Origin of the sequence: Bradyrhizobium sp. B097 (assembly GCF_038957035.1) — a bacterium.
GTDB lineage: Bacteria > Pseudomonadota > Alphaproteobacteria > Rhizobiales > Xanthobacteraceae > Bradyrhizobium.
On the sequence record NZ_CP152412.1, the window covers coordinates 3925038 to 3944791 of the forward strand.

The following is a 19754-nucleotide window of genomic DNA, read 5'->3' on the forward strand; positions in this document are numbered from 1 at the left end:
GCCGGCCTTTTTGTTGCTTTCTTGCCTTGCTGCGGTGCAGGGACGCAGTTTGTTCATCTTCCCTTCAGGCAAAAAAGTGCCTTTGCTAGGGTGACTTAGACCGGCTGTTTGGCTCGTGCCGGAGACGACGGAATCGATATGCTCGACTTGGCGATTGTAGGCGGCGGCCCCGGGGGGCTGATGAGCGCCTGGTATCTGAAGCGCAAACTCGGCGACCTCTGCCGCATCACCATCTTCGAGGCGTCGAACCGTCTCGGGGGCAAGATTGTCACGCGCAAATTCGACAGCGCGCCCGCGATGTACGAGGCCGGCGTCGCCGAGATCTACGATTACTCGATGACGGGACCCGACCCGCTGCGCGAGCTGATCCAGCATTTCGGCCTGCAGACGATCCCGATGGATGCCGAGCAGGTGCAGCTCGACGGCGAACTGCTGGCCGACGTTCCCGGCATGCGCCGCAAATACGGCGCCAAGACCGCGGCCGCGATCGAGGCGTTCCGCAAGCGCTGTAGCGAGCTGGTGTCGCCGATCGAGTATTACGAGGGCGTCGGCGCCCACGACAACGAACATCCGTGGGCCTACAAGACCGCCGAGCAGATCCTCGACGAAGAGGTCGAGGACGTGACCGCCAAGCGGTTCTTCAAGGTGATGGCGCGCTCCGACCTCGCGACCGAGAGCCACAACACCAACGGCCTCAACGCGCTGAAGAACTACGTCATGGACGTCGACGGCTATATCGGCCTGTATTCGATCCAGAACGGCAACGAGCAGCTGATCGATTGCCTGCGCTCGGAGGTCAGCGCCGACATCCAGCTCAACCATCGCGTCCTCAAGGTCGGCAAGACCGCAAGCGGCCGCTACCAGCTCAACATGATGAACGGCAAGGGGCCGGAGACGCGCGACTTCGATCTGGTGCTGGTCTGCCTGCCGCATTCCTGGCTCGCGACCATGCGCTGGGACGGCGAGCAGCTGCGCAAGTCGATGGTCAAGCACGTCGCCTATTTCGATCGTCCGGCGCACTACCTGCGCGTCTCGATCCTGTTCGACGAGCCGTTCTGGGGTGAGAAGATCCCGGGCGCCTGGTTCATGTCGGAAGCGTTCGGCGGCTGCTGCGTCTACAATGAGGGCGCGCGCCACGATGTCGGCAAGCACGGCGTGCTGAACTGGCTGATCGCCGGCTCCGACGCGCTCGCCTTCGCCAATCTCAGCGACGAGGAACTGATCGACGCCGCGCTGAAGTCGCTGCCGGCCTCGCTCGGCGATGCCCGTGCGCATTTCCTCGAGGGCAAGACCCATCGCTGGCTGTCGTCGGTCAACGCGCTGCCGGGCGGCCTGCCGGTGCGCGACGTCATGACCAACCACCGCCCAGATCCGAAGCAGCACCCCGGCATCGTGGTGGTCGGCGACTATCTGTTCGATTCGACGCTGAACGGGCTGCTCGATTCCTCCGATGCCGCGACCGACATCATCGTCACCGAGATGATGCGGCTGCGCCGCGCCCGTGCGCAGGACGAAGGCGCGCTGTCCGACAAGATCGACCGCAACTATTTCGAGAATTATCGCGGCGCCGGTCCCTACAGCGAGGTCTGGCGCAACTTCACCGAGCCGGCCTATCTGACCGACCTCATCAAGACGGTGTGGGGCAGGGCGAAGGGCTACAAGCTGCTGATCGCCGGCTCCGCCAGCGGCGAGCTGGTCGGCGCGCTGCGCGAGCGGGGCATCGATGCCTGGGGCATCGAGAACAACCGCTACATCCACGGCAAGACGCCGAAGGCGCTCAAGAAGTACAACAAACTCGGCTCGATCGCCGACATGCCGTTCAAGGACAATGAGTTCGACTTCGTGTTCGAGACCTCGCTGTGCCATCTCGGCGAGAAGCAGGTCGTGCGCGGGGTGCGCGAGCTCAACCGCGTGGTCAAGACCGGCGTCGTGTTCGCGTCGGTGACCTCGGACATGGCGCCGGCCGTGATCGATCGCTACGACCTGCTGCGCGGCGTGAAGAAGCTCGGCACCTGGTGGGAATGGTCGGAATTGTTCTTCGGCAACGGCTTCGACCTGTCGATGCACCGCCGCGACTGCACCGATGCGCTGTGGACGTTGACGCTTGCCGCCAACAAGGGGCCGGGCCAGTGGTACGCCGACTCCGACAGCCTGCGCTACTCCTTCTTCGACAAGGTCGAGGCGGATCACGACGACTAGCGGCACCGGCTCGCGGGGCCGCGCACCGCGCCGTTCCAAACGCTTTGCCGAATTCATTGTGATCGCATAGGATTGTACCGGCAGCATTCGCCGCTGCGGTTTCGATTTGCGGTCATGCCGGCCGTGGAGCATCGGTTGGTTTCATGGCGCCAAGACCTCCTGCATCAGACGATCCGAATCGATCGGCCGCCGACGATCCCGAGCTGAAGAAAAAGTCTGCGGCCGCGGCCGCGGCCGGTCCGCCTGCGGCAACCGCCTCCGCCAAGCCGGCCTCCGCCAAGCCCGCTGCCGCGCCGGCCGATGACGACGATGATGAGGACGAGGACGACGAGTTCGAGCTCGACGACGATGATGACGAGGACCTCGTCGTCTTCACCGCCAGGGAAGCCGCCGGCGCGCTCTCTACGATCTTCAGCTTCGTCAAGCCGATCCTGACCAACTACAAGAAGCCGCTCGCCTTCGTCGCGATCGGCGTGCTGGTCGAGACGTTGTTCAACGTCATCATGCCGCTCAGCCTGAAATTCCTGATCGACGACGCGCTCGGCGAGGAGGATTTCCAGGCCCTTTACAAGATCCTCGGCGTGCTCGCGATCGCCGGCATCGTCACCTCGATCATCGCGGTCTGGTACGAGCGCTGGGATGCGCGGCTCGGCGCGGGCATCATCGCCGACGTCCGGACCCGCATCTTCGACCACGTCCAGAACCTGCCGTCAGCCTATTTCGCCCGCACCAAGCGCGGCGAGATCCTGTCGCGTTTCTCGATCGATCTGTCGGCCTTCGAGGGCTCGGTCAAGACCTTCGCCAACAGCGCGGCGCTGCCGGGCCTCGAGCTGATCGCCGGCATCATCCTGATGCTGTTCCTGAACTGGCAGCTTGCCGTGGTCGCCTTGCTGGTGTTTCCGATCACGCTGATCGGGCCGCGCATCCTGACGCCGAAGGCGGTGCTGGCCAATTACGAGCAGAAGCAGAACGAAGCCGCGCTGCTCGGCATGGTGCAGGAGAACGTCGCGGCCCAGGCGGTGGTCAAGGCGTTCAACCTGCAGCGCCGGGCGCTCGGCTGGTTCACGCTGCGCAACCGCGACGTCCGCGCCAAGGCCGCGTCAGCCATGTTCCTGTCGACAATGGTGGAGCGCACCGTCACCATCGCGGTGCTGCTGCTTCACCTCGTGGTGCTGGCGATCGGCGCCTATCTCGCCACCAAGGGGCAGATCACGGTCGGCACCTTCGTGACCTTCGAGAGCGCATTCTGGGAGGTGTCGTACAACATCGCCCATCTCATGCATTTCATCCCGGTGTCGATCCAGTCGGCGGCGGCAGTGCGGCATATCCAGGAGCTGCTCGACGAGCCGACCCGCGGCGCCGACCGTCCCGGCGCGCCGGATCTGCCGCGCATCACCAACGACATCTCCTTCGACCGCGTCACCTTCCAGTATGAGGGGGCGCAGACGCCGGTGCTCGACAATCTCAGCCTCAAGCTCAATGCCGGCAAGAGCATTGCGATCGTCGGTCCCAGCGGCTCCGGCAAGAGCACGCTGATCAACCTGATCCTGCGGCTCTACGTGCCGGATGAGGGCCGTGTTGCCATCGACGGCGTCGACATCCGCCGGGTGACGCGCGAGTCGCTGCGGGCCAGCATGGCGGTCGTGTTCCAGGAGAACATGCTGTTCAACATGTCGATCCGCGAGAACATCCGGCTCGGCAAGGAAGGGGCCACCGACGCGGAGGTCGAGGACGCCGCCAGGAAGGCCGAGATCCATCGCTACATCATGAGCCTGCCGCAGCGCTACGACACGCCGGTCGGCGAACGCGGCGACACCTTGTCCGGCGGCCAGCGCCAGCGCATAGCGATCGCGCGCGCGATCATCCGCAACCCGTCCGTGCTGCTGCTCGACGAGGCGACCTCGGCGCTCGACCAGACCACGGAGGCGGCGATCAACCGCACGCTGCTCAAGGTGGCCGAGGGCCGCACCATGATCTGGTCGACGCACCGACTGGCCTCGGTGGTCGAGATGGACGAGATCATCGTGATCTCCGGCGGCAGGGCGATCGAACGCGGCTCGCATGAGGAACTGCTGGCCCTGAATGGCGTCTACCGCAGGCTGTGGGACGACCAGGGGCATGTCCATCACGACGCGGACGACGAGGATGACGACGACGCGGACGATGATGAAGACGACGAAGATGAGGACGAAGACGAGGCGTGAGTCCCGCGCCGTGTCGCCGGCGATGGCCGGGCGCTGGAATCTTGTTTGACGCGCTTTCTTTACGCGAACCGGTATCCACTTCGCTCGAAAACGCTCCTGCTGACCACGCCCTTACGCCCGGTCGGCGGCGTGCGGACGTTGCCGGAAGTGATTGGCGGACCGTGTCGCTGACGCTGCCTGCGGGCCGTGCAGCCGGCGCAGCGTGCCCCGGCCGAGATAGCCGAGGAAGCGCGCCCAGCGCTGGGCCTGCCAGTAGGGCCCGCTGCCGATCGACACCTCGCGGAAGTTGAATGCCTTGGCATTCGACCAGGCGTCGCACTCCGTCTTGACCGGATCGTCGTAGAACGCCGTGATCTTCTCCTCGCCCATGCCGTCGGTCGCAAGCCAGGCCGGGATATGGACATTGCAGAGCTGGGATACGTCGGTGAACACCTTGTCGGTCCCGGTGCCGGTGACGGGGCAGGTGCTGGCGAAGGCGTCGCCGACCAGCACGACACCGGCCTGCCGATAGCCGGTGCTGACATAGACGTCGGCGGGCCTGATCTTGATGTCGCCGGCGACGTCGAACTCACCGGTGAGCCGGCGCAGCCGCGGCAGCGCAGCGTTCAGCGTCTCGACCGGATTGCGCCGCATCGCCCGCAGCCACGGATCGTCGGCCGGGCGGTAGGTGAACAGGTTGGCGCGCATCCGGTTTCCGACCGGAAACAGCGTGATGTAAGGGATGCGGTCGCTCGGCCGCTCCGAAAAGTAGGTCATGGCCGCGAACGGGAAGGCGGGGCGGCCGACGGGGACGAAATCGAAGCCGATCGAGATCGAGTGGCAGAAGCTGGTCACCAGCCGCTCGATGCCGAGCATCCGGCGCAGCCCGACATTCAGGCCGTTGGCGAGCACCACGAGGCGCGCCGAGATCTCCTCGCCGCCAGAAAGCACCAGCCGCTGCCGCTCGGAGCTGGTCGCGACATTGACGACCTTGTCGCGGATGAATTCCGCCGGCCCCGCGATCTCGGCCCGAATCGCAGTGATCAGCGCGTCGTACATGATGCCGTATTGCCGGCTCGGCTGCCGGTCGAGCAGACGGCCGAATCGCGCGATCCAGTTCTCGCCGTCGAGCGTCGCCGAACGCAGCACGGATTCGGCAATCCCGGTGCGGGCGAATCGCGCGAGCTGCAGGTCGCCACCGACCTTTTCGACGCGGAAGTCGAACGGATAGACCTGATGGGGGTCGATCAGGACGCTCGGTATCCCGGCACGGCCGAGCATGGCGGCCGCGGTCGAGCCCGCAAGACCTCCGCCGATGATCGCGATGTCGGTGTACCGCATGACGTTTTCCGTGGCCGTAGACCGCAATTTTTGCGCTGCGAATGGCAAATAAAGGCTTAGTTTCGAAATTCGCCTTCAGGTCCAAGTTGGGGAGAATTGTTTCTAATCATATTTTACCCGGATATAATATGATTCCGTTGGCGTGCCCGAGATTCGGATTCGGGCGAGGGGAGTCGCAGACGCTGTCATATTTTGACGCCCGGCGAGCGCTGCGAAATGCGAAATCTGCAAGCGCCAGAGGCGTTTCTTTGCTTGTCGTTTTGCTTGACTTCACTATCTCTCGATTATACAAGGCGCTCACTTAACGACAGGCGGTGAGCTACGCCAGCGTCGGAACGGAACACCCCAAGGCCCTTTTTCAGGCGCCGGCCGGGCACCAACCTCGACGAATGCCGCTCAAACGCTGTCGATGATAGCTAGGCAATGCCAGGACGATTTTGGTTCTCTTGAGCACGTCCTCTTGAGAGTGAATTCGGATGCATGACCTCGGTGGCGGACCGGACAGCGAACGCTGAACGGTTCGGAATCGCGGTCCTCTGTGGCGTCGATGCGCTTTCCGCTCAGTGATGAGTGGTTGGCGCGATTTCGCTTTGCGCGGGTGTTTGTTCCGTGTCGAGCGGGCCGTACGGGACGGCTAGTCCTGAGAAGAAATTTGCGGAGCCATTCTAGGTTTCCGCGCGAACTAAAGGGTGAAGGCTGCATGCCGACGATCAACCAGCTGATCGCAAAACCACGTGAAGTGCAGAAGTCGCGCAAGAAGGTGCCGGCGCTGCAGCAGTCGCCGCAGAAGCGCGGCGTGTGCACGCGCGTCTACACCACGACCCCGAAGAAGCCGAACTCGGCGCTTCGTAAGGTCGCGAAGGTGCGCCTGACCAACGGCTTCGAGGTGATCGGCTACATCCCGGGTGAAGGCCATAACCTGCAGGAGCACTCGGTGGTCATGATCCGCGGCGGCCGCGTCAAGGACTTGCCCGGCGTGCGCTACCACATCCTCCGTGGCGTGCTGGATACCCAGGGCGTCAAGAACCGTAAGCAGCGTCGTTCGAAGTACGGCGCAAAGCGTCCGAAGTAAGCGGGAAACGATCAGATGTCGCGTCGCCATTCTGCTGAGAAGCGTGAAGTTCTTCCGGATCCGAAGTTCGGGAACATCATCATTACGAAGTTCATGAACTCGGTGATGTACGCCGGGAAGAAGTCGGTCGCCGAAAACATCGTCTACGGTGCGCTCGGCATGATCGAGGCCAAGACCAAGCAGCCCCCGCTCGGCGTGTTCGAGCAGGCGCTCGAGAACGTGATGCCGACCATCGAGGTCCGTTCCCGCCGCGTCGGCGGCGCGACCTACCAGGTGCCGGTGGAAGTCCGCTCGGTGCGCCGTCAGGCGCTCGGCATCCGCTGGCTGATCTCGGCCGCCCGTGAGCGCAACGAGAAGACCATGACGGAGCGTCTGTCGGCGGAACTGCTCGACGCCTCGAACAATCGCGGCAACGCCGTCAAGAAGCGTGAAGATGTGCACCGGATGGCGGAAGCCAACCGCGCCTTCTCGCACTATCGCTGGTAACGGCGAAACACGGAATTTAAGGAACAGCCTATGCCTCGCGTTCATGCCATAGAGAACTACCGCAACTTCGGTATCATGGCGCATATCGATGCCGGCAAGACCACGACCACCGAGCGCATCCTGTATTACACCGGCAAGAGCCACAAGATCGGCGAAGTGCACGAAGGTGCCGCGACGATGGACTGGATGGAGCAGGAGCAGGAGCGTGGCATCACGATCACTTCGGCTGCGACCACCGCGTTCTGGAACGGCAAGCGCCTGAACATCATCGACACCCCCGGCCACGTCGACTTCACCATTGAGGTCGAGCGTTCGCTGCGCGTGCTCGACGGCGCCGTTTGCGTTCTCGACTCCAACCAGGGCGTCGAGCCGCAGACCGAGACCGTCTGGCGCCAGGGCGACAAGTACAAGGTTCCGCGCATCGTCTTCGCCAACAAGATGGACAAGACCGGTGCCGACTTCTTCAAGTGCCTGTCCGACATCGTCGACCGCCTCGGCGCCAAGCCGATCGCGATCCAGCTTCCGATCGGTGCCGAGAACAACTTCAAGGGTCTCGTCGACCTGGTTGTCATGAAGGGCATCGTCTGGAACGATGAATCGCTCGGCGCCAAGTTCGACTATGTCGACATCCCGGAAGACATGGTCGAGCAGGCCAAGGAATATCGCGAGAAGATGGTGGAAGCCGCCGTCGAGCTCGACGACGACGCTTTGGCTGCCTTCCTCGACGGCAAGGAGCCGGACGAGGCGACCCTCAAGCGCCTGATCCGCAAGGCCGTGCTGACCGGTGCGTTCTATCCGGTGCTGTGCGGCTCCGCGTTCAAGAACAAGGGCGTTCAGCCGCTGCTCGACGCCGTCGTCGACTATCTGCCGTCGCCGGTCGACGTGCCCGCGATCAAGGGCATCGACGATGACGGCAACGAAGTCGTGCGCCATGCGGACGACAAGGAGCCGCTGGCGCTGCTCGCGTTCAAGATCATGGACGACCCGTTCGTCGGCACCATCACGTTCTGCCGCATCTATTCCGGCGTTCTGCAGTCGGGCACCGGCGTGGTGAACTCGACCCGCGAGAAGAAAGAGCGTATCGGCCGCATGCTGCTGATGCATGCGAACAACCGCGAAGACATCAAGGAAGCCTATGCCGGCGACATCGTCGCGCTGGCTGGCCTGAAGGAAGCGCGCACCGGTGACACGCTGTGCGATCCCGACAAGCCGGTCATCCTTGAGAAGATGGAATTCCCGGAGCCGGTGATCGAGATCGCGATCGAGCCGAAGTCGAAGGCCGACCAGGAAAAGCTCGGCGTGGCGCTTGCCAAGCTCGCCGCGGAAGATCCGTCGTTCCGTGTGTCGACCGACCAGGAGTCCGGCCAGACCATTCTCAAGGGCATGGGCGAACTGCATCTCGACATCAAGGTCGACATTCTCAAGCGCACCTACAAGGTCGATGCCAACATCGGCGCGCCGCAGGTGGCGTTCCGTGAGCGCGTGACCAAGAAGGCCGAAGTCAAGTACACCCACAAGAAGCAGACCGGCGGTACCGGTCAGTTTGCCGAAGTGTCGATCGTCGTCGAGCCGAACGAGCCCGGCAAGGGCTATGAGTTCGAGTCGAAGATCGTCGGCGGTGCGGTGCCGAAGGAATACATCCCCGGCGTCGAAAAGGGCCTCAACAGCGTGATGGGCTCCGGCGTCGTTGCCGGCTTCCCGGTGGTGGACGTCAAGGTGCAGCTGGTCGACGGCAAGTATCACGACGTCGACTCGTCGGCACTGGCCTTCGAAATTGCGTCGCGCGCCGCGTTCCGCGAGGCGCTGACGAAGGGCAAGTCCGTTCTGCTCGAGCCGATCATGAAGGTCGAGGTGGTGACCCCGGAAGACTACACCGGTTCGGTCATCGGCGACCTGAATTCCCGGCGCGGCCAGATCCAGGGTCAAGACATGCGCGGCAATGCCAACGTCATCAATGCGATGGTGCCGCTCATGAACATGTTCGGTTACGTGAACAACCTGCGCTCGATGAGCCAGGGTCGCGCGACCTTCACAATGCAGTTCGATCACTACGCCGAAGCACCGGCGAACGTGTCGGCTGAAGTCCAGAAAAAGTTTGCTTGATTGTCGTTGGTTAGCAACTAACGACTGAACGGAGAGTCAAATGGCCAAAGCAAAATTCGAGCGTAACAAGCCCCACTGCAACATCGGCACCATCGGTCACGTCGACCATGGCAAGACCTCGCTGACCGCAGCGATCACCAAGGTGCTTGCAGAGACCGGCGGCGCGACGTTCACCGCCTACGACCAGATCGACAAGGCGCCGGAAGAGAAGGCGCGCGGCATCACGATCTCGACCGCTCACGTCGAGTACGAGACGAAGAACCGCCACTATGCCCACGTCGACTGTCCCGGCCACGCCGACTACGTCAAGAACATGATCACCGGTGCCGCCCAGATGGACGGCGCGATCCTGGTCGTGTCGGCTGCTGACGGCCCGATGCCGCAGACCCGCGAGCACATCCTGCTCGCCCGCCAGGTCGGCGTGCCCGCGCTCGTCGTGTTCCTCAACAAGTGCGACATGGTCGACGATCCGGAGCTGCTCGAGCTCGTCGAGCTCGAGGTCCGTGAGCTGCTCTCGAAGTACGAATTCCCGGGCGACAAGATCCCGATCATCAAGGGCTCGGCGCTCGCCGCCCTCGAAGACAAGGACAAGACGCTCGGCCACGATGCCATCCTCGAGCTGATGCGCAATGTCGACGAATACATCCCGCAGCCGGAACGTCCGATCGACCAGCCGTTCCTGATGCCGGTTGAAGACGTGTTCTCGATCTCGGGCCGCGGCACCGTCGTCACCGGCCGTGTCGAGCGCGGCATCATCAAGGTCGGCGAGGAAATCGAGATCGTCGGTATCCGCGACACCCAGAAGACCATCGTCACCGGCGTCGAAATGTTCCGCAAGCTGCTCGATCAGGGCCAGGCCGGCGACAACATCGGTGCGCTGCTCCGCGGCACCAAGCGCGAGGAAGTCGAGCGTGGCCAGGTGCTGTGCAAGCCCGGTTCGGTCAAGCCGCACACCAAGTTCAAGGCTGAGGCTTATATCCTCACCAAGGAGGAGGGCGGTCGTCACACCCCGTTCTTCACCAACTACCGTCCGCAGTTCTACTTCCGCACCACCGACGTGACCGGCGTTGTGCACCTGCCCGAAGGCACCGAGATGGTGATGCCGGGCGACAACATCGCGATGGAAGTGCACCTGATCGTGCCGATCGCGATGGAAGAGAAGCTGCGCTTCGCGATCCGCGAAGGCGGCCGCACCGTCGGCGCCGGCGTCGTCGCCGCCATCATCGAGTAAGGGTGGATCAGTCAGTTTGCAGCGGGTGGGTTCGCCCACCCGCCGCTCACCACTCGCTATTCGCTAATTGAGCGACGAAGAAAGAGATACGGCAATGAACGGCCAAAACATTCGCATCCGTCTCAAGGCGTTCGACCATCGAATCCTCGATACGTCGACCCGTGAGATCGTGAACACGGCGAAGCGCACCGGTGCGCAGGTTCGCGGACCGATTCCGCTGCCGACCCGCATCGAGAAGTTCACCGTCAACCGTTCGCCGCACGTTGACAAGAAGAGCCGCGAGCAATTCGAGATGCGCACTCACAAGCGCCTCCTCGACATTGTCGACCCGACCCCGCAGACCGTCGATGCGCTGATGAAGCTCGACCTGGCCGCCGGTGTCGATGTCGAGATCAAGCTCTAAGGTTTTGGATTTTTACGTCCGCCGCTTGCGGACAGAAAGACAGGAAGCACGCCGATGCGCTCCGGAGTGATCGCACAAAAGGTCGGGATGACGCGGGTCTTTACGGAGACCGGCGAGCATATCCCTGTGACCGTGCTGAAGTTGGGCAACTGCCAGGTGCTGGGCCACCGCACGACCGAGAAGAACGGCTATGTCGCTCTTCAGCTCGGCTCGGGCGCCCGCAAGACGGTGTACATGCCGAAGGCCGAACGCGGCCAGTTCGCGGTCGCCAAGGTCGAGCCGAAGCGCAAGGTCGCCGAGTTCCGCGTGTCCGAGGACGCGCTGATCCCGGTCGGCGCGGAAATCCAGGCGGACCATTTCGTGGTCGGCCAGTTTGTCGACGTGACCGGCACCTCGATCGGTAAGGGCTTCGCCGGCGGCATGAAGCGCTGGAATTTCGGCGGTCTGCGCGCCACCCACGGCGTGTCGGTCTCGCATCGTTCGATCGGTTCGACCGGTGGCCGTCAGGACCCCGGCAAGACCTTCAAGAACAAGAAGATGCCCGGTCACATGGGCGTCGACCGCATCACCACGCTGAATCTGCGGGTGGTTTCGACCGACGTCGAGCGCGGCCTGATCCTCGTCGAAGGCGCCGTTCCCGGCTCCAAGGGCGGCTGGATCTCGGTGCGCGACGCGGTCAAGAAGCCGCTGCCGAAGGAAGCCCCGAAGCCCGGCAAGTTCAAGGTCGCCGGCGGTGAAGCTGCCGAGGCTGTAGCCGAGAAGGAGGGCGTGTGAGATGGAACTGAAAGTCACCACCCTTGAAGGCAAGGACGCCGGTTCGGTTCAGCTGTCGGACGAGATCTTTGGTCTCGAGCCGCGCAAGGACATCATCCAGCGTTGCGTGCAGTGGCAGCTCAACAAGCGCCAGGCCGGCACGCACAAGGCCCAGGGCCGCGCCGACGTGTGGCGCACCGGCAAGAAGATGTACAAGCAGAAGGGCACCGGCGGCGCCCGTCACGGCTCGGCCCGCGTGCCGCAGTTCCGCGGCGGTGGCCGTGCATTCGGTCCGGTGGTTCGCTCCCATGCGACCGACCTGCCGAAGAAGGTGCGGGCGCTCGCGCTGAAGCATGCGCTGTCGGCCAAGGCCAAGGACGGCGGGCTGATCGTGATCGACAATGCGCAGCTCGAGGCCGCCAAGACCAAGGCGCTGCTCGGTCACTTCTCGGGCCTCGGCCTGACCAACGCGCTGATCATCGACGGCGCCGAACTGAACAACGGTTTCGCGACCGCGGCCCGCAACATCCCGAACATCGACGTGCTGCCGATCCAGGGCATCAACGTCTACGACATTCTCCGCCGCCACAAGCTGGTGCTGACCAAGGCTGCGGTTGATGCGCTGGAGGCGCGCTTCAAATGAAGAACATCGATCCGCGCCACTACGACGTCATCATCTCGCCGGTCGTGACGGAAAAGGCGACGCTCGCCTCCGAGCACAACAAGGTGATGTTCAAGGTCGCCGGCAAGGCGACCAAGCCGCAGATCAAGGAAGCGGTCGAGAAGCTGTTCGACGTCAAGGTGAAGAGCGTCAACACTCTCGTTCGCAAGGGCAAGACCAAGGTGTTCCGCGGCAATCTCGGTTCGCAGTCGGACTCCAAGCGCGCGATCGTGACCCTTGAAGAGGGCCACCGCATCGACGTGACTACCGGACTATAAGGCGCAACGACGATGGCATTGAAAACCTACAATCCCACGACGCCGGGCCAGCGCCAGCTGGTCATGGTCGATCGTTCGGCGCTCTACAAGGGCAAGCCGGTGAAGACCCTGACCGAGGGCAAGCTCGGCAATGGCGGTCGCAACAACACCGGTCGCATCACCGTGCGTTTCCGCGGCGGCGGCCACAAGAAGGCCTACCGCACCGTCGACTTCCGCCGCGACAAGGTGGACATGCCGGCGGTCGTGGAGCGGCTCGAGTACGATCCGAACCGCACCGCGTTCATCGCGCTGATCAAGTATCAGGACGGCGAGCTGGCCTACATCCTGGCGCCGCAGCGTCTGGCGGCGGGCGACACCGTGGTCGCCGGCAACTATGTCGACGTGAAGCCGGGCAACGTCATGCCGCTCGGCAACATGCCGGTCGGCACGATCGTGCACAACATCGAGCTGAAGATCGGCAAGGGCGGCCAGCTGGCGCGCTCCGCCGGCACTTATGCCCAGATCGTCGGCCGCGACCAGGACTACGTCATCGTCCGCCTGAACTCGGGCGAGCAGCGTCTCGTGCACGGCCGTTGCCGCGGCACGATCGGCGCGGTCTCGAACCCCGATCACATGAACATCTCGATCGGCAAGGCCGGTCGTACCCGCTGGCTCGGCTGGCGTCCGCACAACCGCGGCGTCGTCATGAACCCGATCGATCACCCGCACGGCGGTGGTGAAGGTCGTACCTCGGGCGGTCGCCACCCGGTTACTCCGTGGGGCAAGCCGACCAAGGGCAAGAAGACCCGCACCAACAAGTCGACCAACAAATTCATTCTCCTCAGCCGCCACAAGCGGAAGAAGTAAGGAACGCCGGACATGGTTCGTTCAGTCTGGAAAGGCCCGTTCGTCGAGGGTTCTCTGCTCAAGAAGGCAGATGCCGCGCGCGCGTCCGGCCGTCACGACGTCATCAAGATCTGGAGCCGTCGCTCCACCATCCTGCCGCAGTTCGTCGGCCTGACCTTCGGTGTCTACAACGGCCAGAAGCATGTGCCGGTGGCGATCAACGAGGAAATGGTGGGTCACAAGTTCGGCGAGTTCTCGCCGACCCGGACCTTCCACGGCCACTCGGGCGACAAGAAAGCCAAGAAGGCTTGAGGAATAGACGATGAGCAAACCAAAGCGCGAACGTAGCCTCGCGGACAATGAGGCCAAGGCCGTCGCCCGCATGCTGCGCGTCAGCCCGCAGAAGCTCAACCTGGTGGCGCAGCTGATCCGCGGCCGCAAGGCTTCGGCTGCGCTCGCCGACCTGCAGTTCTCGCGCAAGCGGATCGCGGTCGACGTCAAGAAGTGCCTGGAATCGGCGATCGCGAACGCCGAGAACAACCATGACCTCGATGTCGACGATCTCGTCGTTGCCGAGGCGCATGTCGGCAATGGCATCGTGATGAAGCGTTTTGCTCCGCGCGGCCGTGGCCGTTCGGGCCGTGTGTTCAAACCGTTCTCGCACCTGACCATCGTGGTTCGTCAGGTCGAGGCCGAGGCAAGCGCCTAAGAAGGGCGCAGGAGAAGACGATGGGTCAAAAGATCAATCCAATCGGGCTGCGTCTCGGCATCAACCGGACCTGGGACTCCCGTTGGTTCGCCGGCAAGCAGGAATACGGCAAGCTCCTGCACGAGGACGTCAAGATCCGCGAGATCCTGCACAAGGAGCTCAAGCAGGCGGCTGTCGCCCGCATCGTGATCGAGCGCCCGCACAAGAAGTGCCGCGTGACGATCCACTCGGCCCGTCCGGGCGTCGTGATCGGCAAGAAGGGCGCCGACATCGACAAGCTGCGCAAGAAGGTTGCCGACATCACCTCGTCGGACGTCGTGATCAACATCGTCGAAATCCGCAAGCCGGAGCTCGACGCGACCCTGGTCGCTGAATCGATCGCCCAGCAGCTCGAGCGCCGCGTTGCGTTCCGCCGCGCCATGAAGCGCGCCGTGCAGTCGGCGATGCGTCTCGGCGCCGAGGGCATCCGCATCAACTGCTCGGGCCGTCTCGGCGGCGCCGAAATCGCGCGCATGGAGTGGTATCGCGAAGGTCGCGTGCCGCTGCACACGCTGCGCGCCGACGTCGACTACGGCGTTGCCACCGCGTTCACGACCTTCGGCACCTGCGGCGTCAAGGTCTGGATCTTCAAGGGCGAGATCCTCGAGCACGATCCGATGGCCCAGGACAAGAAGATGGCCGAGGGCGACAACACGCCGCGTTCGCGCCGCGACGCCGCTTGAGGCAAAGCAGGAATTTGAGGGCTTAAAGCCATGATGCAACCTAAGAAGACGAAGTTCCGGAAGGCGCATAAGGGCCGTATCCACGGCGTTGCGACCTCTGGCGCGACGTTGGCGTTCGGCCAGTTCGGCCTGAAGGCGATGGAGCCTGAGCGCGTCACCGCCCGTCAGATCGAAGCCGCCCGCCGCGCGCTGACCCGTCACATGAAGCGCGCCGGCCGCGTCTGGATCCGGGTGTTCCCGGACGTACCGGTGTCGAAGAAGCCCGCCGAAGTCCGCATGGGCTCCGGCAAGGGTGCGCCGGAATTGTGGGTGGTCCGGATCAAGCCGGGCCGCGTGATGTTCGAAATCGACGGCGTGCCGGTGCAGACCGCCAAGGAGGCGCTGTCGCTCGCCGCCGCCAAGCTGCCGATCAAGACGCGCTTCGTTGCGCGCATTGCGGAGTAATCGCCATGGCCGAGATGAAAGTTGAAGACATTCGCGCGATGAGCGACGACCAGCGGGACGACGCGGTCCTTAACCTGAAGAAGGAACGCTTCAACCTGCGTTTCCAGCGCGCCACCGGGCAGCTGGAGAACACGTCGCGGATGCGGGAAGCCCGCCGCGATATCGCTCGTATCAAGACCATCGCCGCGCAGCTGCGCGCGAAGAAGAAGTAAGGGGCCAGCTATGCCGAAACGTACTCTGCAGGGCGTGGTCGTGAGCGACAAGCAAGCCAAGACCGTGGTGGTGCGCGTCGATCGCCGCTTCACCCACCCGATCTACAAGAAGACGATCCGCCGTTCCAAGAACTACCACGCGCACGACGAGGACAATCAGTTCAAGCCGGGCGACATGGTCTGGATCGAGGAATCGAAGCCGATCTCGAAGCTGAAGCGCTGGACCGTGGTCCGGGGCGAACACAAGAAAACGGCCTGATTACTTCGGCCTGGCCGAAGACATTCAGGGAAATTTTGGGCGCGCTAAAGCGCAGAAAGAGGACGAGGTGCATCAATGATTCAGATGCAGACCAACCTCGACGTGGCCGATAATTCAGGCGCACGCCGTGTCATGTGCATCAAGGTTCTTGGAGGTTCCAAGCGCCGCTATGCCACCGTGGGCGACGTTATCGTTGTGTCGATCAAGGAAGCCATTCCGCGTGGCAAGGTGAAGAAGGGCGACGTGATGAAGGCCGTCGTGGTTCGGGTCCGCAAGGACATCCGCCGCGCCGACGGTTCGGTCATCCGTTTCGACCGCAACGCCGCCGTGCTGATCAACAATCAGTCCGAGCCGGTCGGCACCCGTATCTTCGGGCCGGTGCCGCGCGAGCTGCGCGCCAAGAACCACATGAAGATCATTTCGCTTGCGCCGGAGGTGCTGTGATGGCTGCCAAGATCCGCAAGGGCGACAAGGTGATGGTGCTCACCGGCCGCGACAAGGGTCGCACCGGCGAGGTGTTCGAGGTGCGTCCGGACGAGAACAAGGCTCTCGTTCGCGGCATCAACATGGTGAAGCGTCACCAGAAGCAGAGCCAGACCCAGGAAGGCGGCATCATCTCCAAGGAGATGCCGATCGACCTGTCCAACATTGCGTATGTCGGCAAGGACGGAAAGCCGACCCGCATTGGGTTCAAGATTCAGGCCGATGGCAAGAAGGTTCGTGTTGCCAAGAGCTCGGGAGCAGAGATCGATGGCTGAGACAGCTTACACGCCGCGCCTGCGCGCGGAGTATGACAAGAAGATCCGCGGCATGATGACCGAGAAGTTCGGTTATGCCAACGTGATGCAGGTGCCGCGCCTCGATAAGGTCGTGCTCAACATGGGCGTTGGCGATTCCGTCAACGACCGCAAGAAGGCCGAGACCGCGGCTGCCGAGTTGAGCCAGATCGCCGGCCAGAAGGCGATCGTGACCTATTCGCGGATCGCGATCGCGACCTTCAAGCTGCGCGAGAACCAGCCGATCGGCTGCAAGGTCACGCTGCGCAAGGCCCATATGTACGAGTTCATCGACCGCCTGGTGAACGTGGCGCTGCCCCGCGTCCGCGACTTCCGCGGCCTGAACCCGAAGAGCTTCGACGGCCGCGGCAACTATTCGCTCGGCATCAAGGAGCACATCATTTTCCCCGAGATCGACTTCGACAAGGTCTCGGAAGCGCGTGGCATGGACATCACGGTCTGCACCACCGCCAAGACCGACGACGAGGCGCGCGCCTTGTTGACCGCTTTCAATTTCCCGTTCCGGCAGTGAGTAGCTGAGCCAAAGCCACTCAAACGCGGATACCCAGGAGCCAAGCATGGCAAAGAAGAGTTCGATCGAGAAGAACAACCGGCGCAAGCGGATGGCGAAGAACGCCGCCCCGCAGCGTGAGAAGCTGAAGGCGATCATCGCCGACAAGACCAAGCCGATGGAAGAGCGCTTCGCGGCGACGCTGAAGCTCGCCGAGATGCCGCGCAACTCGTCGCCGACGCGCATCCGCAACCGTTGCGAGCTGACCGGGCGTCCGCGCTCGAACTATCGCAAGAACAAGCTCTCGCGCATCGCGCTGCGTGAACTCGGCTCCAAGGGCCTGGTTCCCGGCCTCGTGAAGTCGAGCTGGTAAGGGGAGGGTCGGAACAATGTCTACGCACGATCCGATCAGCGATCTCATCACCCGCATCCGCAACGCGCAGATGCGTTCGAAGTCCAAGGTCTCGAGCCCCGGCTCGAAGATGCGCGCCAACGTGCTCGAAGTGCTGAAGTCCGAGGGTTACATCCGCGGCTACGCCAGCGTCGAGCATGCCTCGGGCCGCAGCGAGCTCGAGATCGAGCTGAAGTATTTCGACGGCGAGCCCGTCATCCGCGAGATTGAGCGGGTGTCGAAGCCGGGCCGCCGCGTTTACGCCTCGGTGAAGAACCTGCCGCGCGTGAACAACGGTCTCGGCATTTCGGTGTTGTCGACGCCGAAGGGAATCATGGCTGACCACGAGGCGCGCGACGCCAACGTGGGCGGCGAAGTTCTCTTCACGGTGTTCTGAGGAAGGATTTTACGATGTCACGTATCGGCAAAAGGCCGGTGGCGATCCCGTCGGGTGTGACGGCAAGCGTCGAGGGCCAGACGGTGAAGGTGAAGGGGCCGAAGGGCCAGCTTCAGTTCGTCGTGCATGACGACGTCGAGGTGAAGTTCGAGAACGGCCAGGTCAAGGTCGCTCCGCGCGTCAAGACCAACCGCGCGCAGGCGATGTACGGCACCGCGCGCGCGCAGGTCGCCAACCTCGTCGAGGGCGTCACCAAGGGCTTCGAGAAGAAGCTCGAGATCACCGGCGTCGGTTACCGCGCCGCGATGCAGGGCAAGAACCTGCAGCTCGCGCTCGGCTACAGCCACGACGTGGTCTACGCGATCCCGGAAGGCATCACCATCGCGGTGCCGAAGCCGACCGAGATCACGATCACCGGCAACGATCCGCAGCGCGTCGGCCAGGTCGCCGCCGAGATCCGCGCCTACCGTCCGCCGGAGCCCTACAAGGGCAAGGGCGTGAAGTACGCCAACGAATTCATCTTCCGCAAGGAAGGCAAGAAGAAGTAACGGAGCCGGTCATGTCACTCAAGGTTACGAATGCCCGGCGCAAGCAGCGCGTCCGCCTTGCGCTTCGCCGCTCGGCAGGCGGCCGTCCGCGGTTGTCGGTGTTCCGCTCGTCCAAGCACATCTACGCCCAGGTCATCGACGACCAGAAGGGCGAGACGCTCGCGTCCGCCTCGTCGCTGGAGAAGAACCTGCGCGACGCCGGCAAGACCGGCGCCGACATCGATGCGGCGAAGGCCGTCGGCAAGCTGCTGGCGGAACGCGCGGCGCAGAAGGGCGTCAAGGAAGTCGTGTTCGATCGCGGCGCCTACATCTATCACGGGCGCGTCAAGGCGCTCGCGGATGCGGCGCGCGAAGGCGGATTGAGCTTCTAAACGAATCGAACGATTACCAGGATAGAGGCGTCAGGCCTCCTAGAGATTGGAAAACACCATGGCAGGTGAACGCGAACGCGGCGGACGCGAACGGAGCAGGGATCGCGAGGAGCGCGACAGCGAGTTCGTCGACAAGCTCGTCCACATCAATCGCGTGGCGAAGGTCGTCAAGGGCGGCAAGCGCTTCGGCTTTGCGGCGCTGGTCGTGATCGGCGATCAGAAGGGCCGGGTCGGTTTCGGCCACGGCAAGGCGCGCGAAGTTCCGGAAGCGATCCGCAAGGCGACCGAATCGGCGAAGCGCAACCTGACGCGGGTCGCGCTGCGCGAAGGCCGCACGCTGCATCACGACATCGCCGGCCGTCACGGCGCCGGCCGCGTCTATCTGCGTGCCGCTCCGGCCGGTACCGGCATCATCGCCGGCGGCCCGATGCGCGCGGTGTTCGAGACGCTCGGCATCCAGGACGTGGTGGCGAAGTCGATCGGCTCGTCGAATCCCTACAACATGGTTCGCGCAACCTTCGACGCGCTGAAGCATCAGGATTCGCCGCGCTCGGTGGCTGCGCGCCGCAACATCAAGGTCTCCACCCTGCAGTCGCGCCGCGTCGGCGGTGACGCCGAAGTGGTGGCGGAATAACAACGCGCGCTTCTCGAAGCGCTATTCGGAGTTACTGTCATGGCCCAGGCCAGCAAGACCATCAAGGTCGAGCAGATCGGCAGCGCAATCCGCCGCCATCACTCGCAGCGTTCGACGCTGATCGGCCTCAAGCTCAACAAGATCGGCCGGGTTGCCGAGCTGCAGGATACCCCTGAAGTTCGCGGCATGATCAGCAAGGTTCAGCATCTCGTCCGCGTCGTCGGCGAGTAAGCAGAGATAAGGAG

At 63.5% G+C, this 19754-nt stretch carries 27 protein-coding genes; 26 read left to right on the top strand and 1 reads right to left on the bottom strand.

Annotation, left to right across the window (positions count from 1 at the left end):
* Positions 1 to 138: 138 nt before the first annotated feature.
* Entirely contained in the window at positions 139 to 2199 is a 2061-nt protein-coding gene (locus tag AAFG07_RS18310; protein ID WP_342728488.1) for an FAD-dependent oxidoreductase, read from the top strand.
* A gap of 143 nt (positions 2200 to 2342) precedes the next feature.
* The gene (locus AAFG07_RS18315; protein ID WP_342728489.1) at positions 2343 to 4403 is read left to right on the top strand and encodes an ABC transporter ATP-binding protein; all 2061 of its coding nucleotides are present in this window, start codon (positions 2343 to 2345) and stop codon (positions 4401 to 4403) included.
* Between the two features lie 111 nt (positions 4404 to 4514).
* Here AAFG07_RS18315 and AAFG07_RS18320 read toward each other — a convergent pair whose 3' ends face one another.
* Entirely contained in the window at positions 4515 to 5723 is a 1209-nt protein-coding gene (locus tag AAFG07_RS18320) for an NAD(P)/FAD-dependent oxidoreductase (protein WP_342728490.1), read from the bottom strand.
* 700 nt (positions 5724 to 6423) lie between these two features.
* Here AAFG07_RS18320 and rpsL point away from each other — a divergent pair.
* The 24 genes from rpsL to rpmD all read left to right on the top strand — a co-directional run bounded on the left by rpsL (position 6424) and on the right by rpmD (position 19740).
* Complete coding sequence (rpsL, locus tag AAFG07_RS18325) at positions 6424 to 6795, top strand: 30S ribosomal protein S12 (protein WP_028168167.1); 372 nt, start codon at positions 6424 to 6426, stop codon at positions 6793 to 6795.
* A 15-nt stretch (positions 6796 to 6810) separates the two neighbouring features.
* Positions 6811 to 7281, top strand: coding sequence for a 30S ribosomal protein S7 (gene rpsG / locus AAFG07_RS18330; RefSeq protein ID WP_021081660.1), 471 nt, complete (start codon positions 6811 to 6813; stop codon positions 7279 to 7281).
* Between the two features lie 30 nt (positions 7282 to 7311).
* The gene (gene fusA, locus AAFG07_RS18335; RefSeq protein WP_212309667.1) at positions 7312 to 9384 is read left to right on the top strand and encodes an elongation factor G; all 2073 of its coding nucleotides are present in this window, start codon (positions 7312 to 7314) and stop codon (positions 9382 to 9384) included.
* Positions 9385 to 9424: 40 nt separating this feature from the next.
* A complete protein-coding gene (gene tuf / locus AAFG07_RS18340; RefSeq protein ID WP_212309666.1) occupies positions 9425 to 10615 on the top strand; it encodes an elongation factor Tu in 1191 nt (396 codons plus the stop codon).
* 94 nt (positions 10616 to 10709) lie between these two features.
* A complete protein-coding gene (rpsJ, locus tag AAFG07_RS18345) occupies positions 10710 to 11018 on the top strand; it encodes a 30S ribosomal protein S10 (protein ID WP_002712302.1) in 309 nt (102 codons plus the stop codon).
* Between the two features lie 54 nt (positions 11019 to 11072).
* Entirely contained in the window at positions 11073 to 11792 is a 720-nt protein-coding gene (gene rplC / locus AAFG07_RS18350; protein ID WP_029081772.1) for a 50S ribosomal protein L3, read from the top strand.
* 1 nt (position 11793) lies between these two features.
* Positions 11794 to 12414: a 50S ribosomal protein L4 gene (gene rplD / locus AAFG07_RS18355; protein WP_092114993.1), complete on the top strand. Its 621-nt coding sequence runs from the start codon at positions 11794 to 11796 to the stop codon at positions 12412 to 12414.
* Entirely contained in the window at positions 12411 to 12710 is a 300-nt protein-coding gene (locus tag AAFG07_RS18360; RefSeq protein ID WP_092114992.1) for a 50S ribosomal protein L23, read from the top strand. Before rplD ends, AAFG07_RS18360 begins: the two co-directional genes overlap by 4 nt.
* Before the next feature lie 12 nt (positions 12711 to 12722).
* Positions 12723 to 13556 carry a 50S ribosomal protein L2 gene (gene rplB / locus AAFG07_RS18365; RefSeq protein WP_021081655.1) on the top strand — a complete coding sequence of 278 codons (834 nt, stop codon included), beginning with the start codon at positions 12723 to 12725 and terminating at the stop codon, positions 13554 to 13556.
* Positions 13557 to 13568: 12 nt separating this feature from the next.
* Positions 13569 to 13847, top strand: coding sequence for a 30S ribosomal protein S19 (gene rpsS / locus AAFG07_RS18370; protein WP_018272137.1), 279 nt, complete (start codon positions 13569 to 13571; stop codon positions 13845 to 13847).
* A gap of 10 nt (positions 13848 to 13857) precedes the next feature.
* Complete coding sequence (gene rplV / locus AAFG07_RS18375) at positions 13858 to 14244, top strand: 50S ribosomal protein L22 (protein ID WP_018272136.1); 387 nt, start codon at positions 13858 to 13860, stop codon at positions 14242 to 14244.
* 20 nt (positions 14245 to 14264) lie between these two features.
* Entirely contained in the window at positions 14265 to 14966 is a 702-nt protein-coding gene (gene rpsC, locus AAFG07_RS18380) for a 30S ribosomal protein S3 (RefSeq protein ID WP_018272135.1), read from the top strand.
* Between the two features lie 30 nt (positions 14967 to 14996).
* The gene (rplP, locus tag AAFG07_RS18385) at positions 14997 to 15410 is read left to right on the top strand and encodes a 50S ribosomal protein L16 (RefSeq protein ID WP_016843752.1); all 414 of its coding nucleotides are present in this window, start codon (positions 14997 to 14999) and stop codon (positions 15408 to 15410) included.
* 5 nt (positions 15411 to 15415) lie between these two features.
* A complete protein-coding gene (gene rpmC / locus AAFG07_RS18390; protein WP_212309665.1) occupies positions 15416 to 15622 on the top strand; it encodes a 50S ribosomal protein L29 in 207 nt (68 codons plus the stop codon).
* 10 nt (positions 15623 to 15632) lie between these two features.
* Positions 15633 to 15881, top strand: a complete 249-nt coding sequence (gene rpsQ / locus AAFG07_RS18395) for a 30S ribosomal protein S17 (protein WP_092114991.1) — start codon at positions 15633 to 15635, stop codon at positions 15879 to 15881.
* A 75-nt stretch (positions 15882 to 15956) separates the two neighbouring features.
* Positions 15957 to 16325: a 50S ribosomal protein L14 gene (rplN, locus tag AAFG07_RS18400; protein WP_011473865.1), complete on the top strand. Its 369-nt coding sequence runs from the start codon at positions 15957 to 15959 to the stop codon at positions 16323 to 16325.
* The gene (rplX, locus tag AAFG07_RS18405; protein ID WP_050402253.1) at positions 16325 to 16639 is read left to right on the top strand and encodes a 50S ribosomal protein L24; all 315 of its coding nucleotides are present in this window, start codon (positions 16325 to 16327) and stop codon (positions 16637 to 16639) included. The genes rplN and rplX overlap by 1 nt, the downstream gene beginning before the upstream one ends.
* Positions 16632 to 17189 carry a 50S ribosomal protein L5 gene (gene rplE / locus AAFG07_RS18410; protein ID WP_097675079.1) on the top strand — a complete coding sequence of 186 codons (558 nt, stop codon included), beginning with the start codon at positions 16632 to 16634 and terminating at the stop codon, positions 17187 to 17189. Before rplX ends, rplE begins: the two co-directional genes overlap by 8 nt.
* A gap of 46 nt (positions 17190 to 17235) precedes the next feature.
* A complete protein-coding gene (rpsN, locus tag AAFG07_RS18415) occupies positions 17236 to 17541 on the top strand; it encodes a 30S ribosomal protein S14 (RefSeq protein WP_029081762.1) in 306 nt (101 codons plus the stop codon).
* Positions 17542 to 17557: 16 nt separating this feature from the next.
* Positions 17558 to 17956 carry a 30S ribosomal protein S8 gene (gene rpsH, locus AAFG07_RS18420; protein ID WP_021081651.1) on the top strand — a complete coding sequence of 133 codons (399 nt, stop codon included), beginning with the start codon at positions 17558 to 17560 and terminating at the stop codon, positions 17954 to 17956.
* A gap of 14 nt (positions 17957 to 17970) precedes the next feature.
* Positions 17971 to 18504, top strand: coding sequence for a 50S ribosomal protein L6 (rplF, locus tag AAFG07_RS18425; protein WP_092114986.1), 534 nt, complete (start codon positions 17971 to 17973; stop codon positions 18502 to 18504).
* Positions 18505 to 18515: 11 nt separating this feature from the next.
* On the top strand, positions 18516 to 18875 hold the full coding sequence (rplR, locus tag AAFG07_RS18430) for a 50S ribosomal protein L18 (RefSeq protein ID WP_029081760.1): 360 nt from the start codon (positions 18516 to 18518) through the stop codon (positions 18873 to 18875).
* Between the two features lie 58 nt (positions 18876 to 18933).
* Positions 18934 to 19509 (top strand): 30S ribosomal protein S5, encoded by a 576-nt coding sequence (gene rpsE, locus AAFG07_RS18435; RefSeq protein WP_028349043.1) that lies wholly within the window; start codon positions 18934 to 18936, stop codon positions 19507 to 19509.
* Positions 19510 to 19548: 39 nt separating this feature from the next.
* Positions 19549 to 19740 (top strand): 50S ribosomal protein L30, encoded by a 192-nt coding sequence (gene rpmD, locus AAFG07_RS18440; protein WP_092114985.1) that lies wholly within the window; start codon positions 19549 to 19551, stop codon positions 19738 to 19740.
* Positions 19741 to 19754 lie beyond the last annotated feature (14 nt).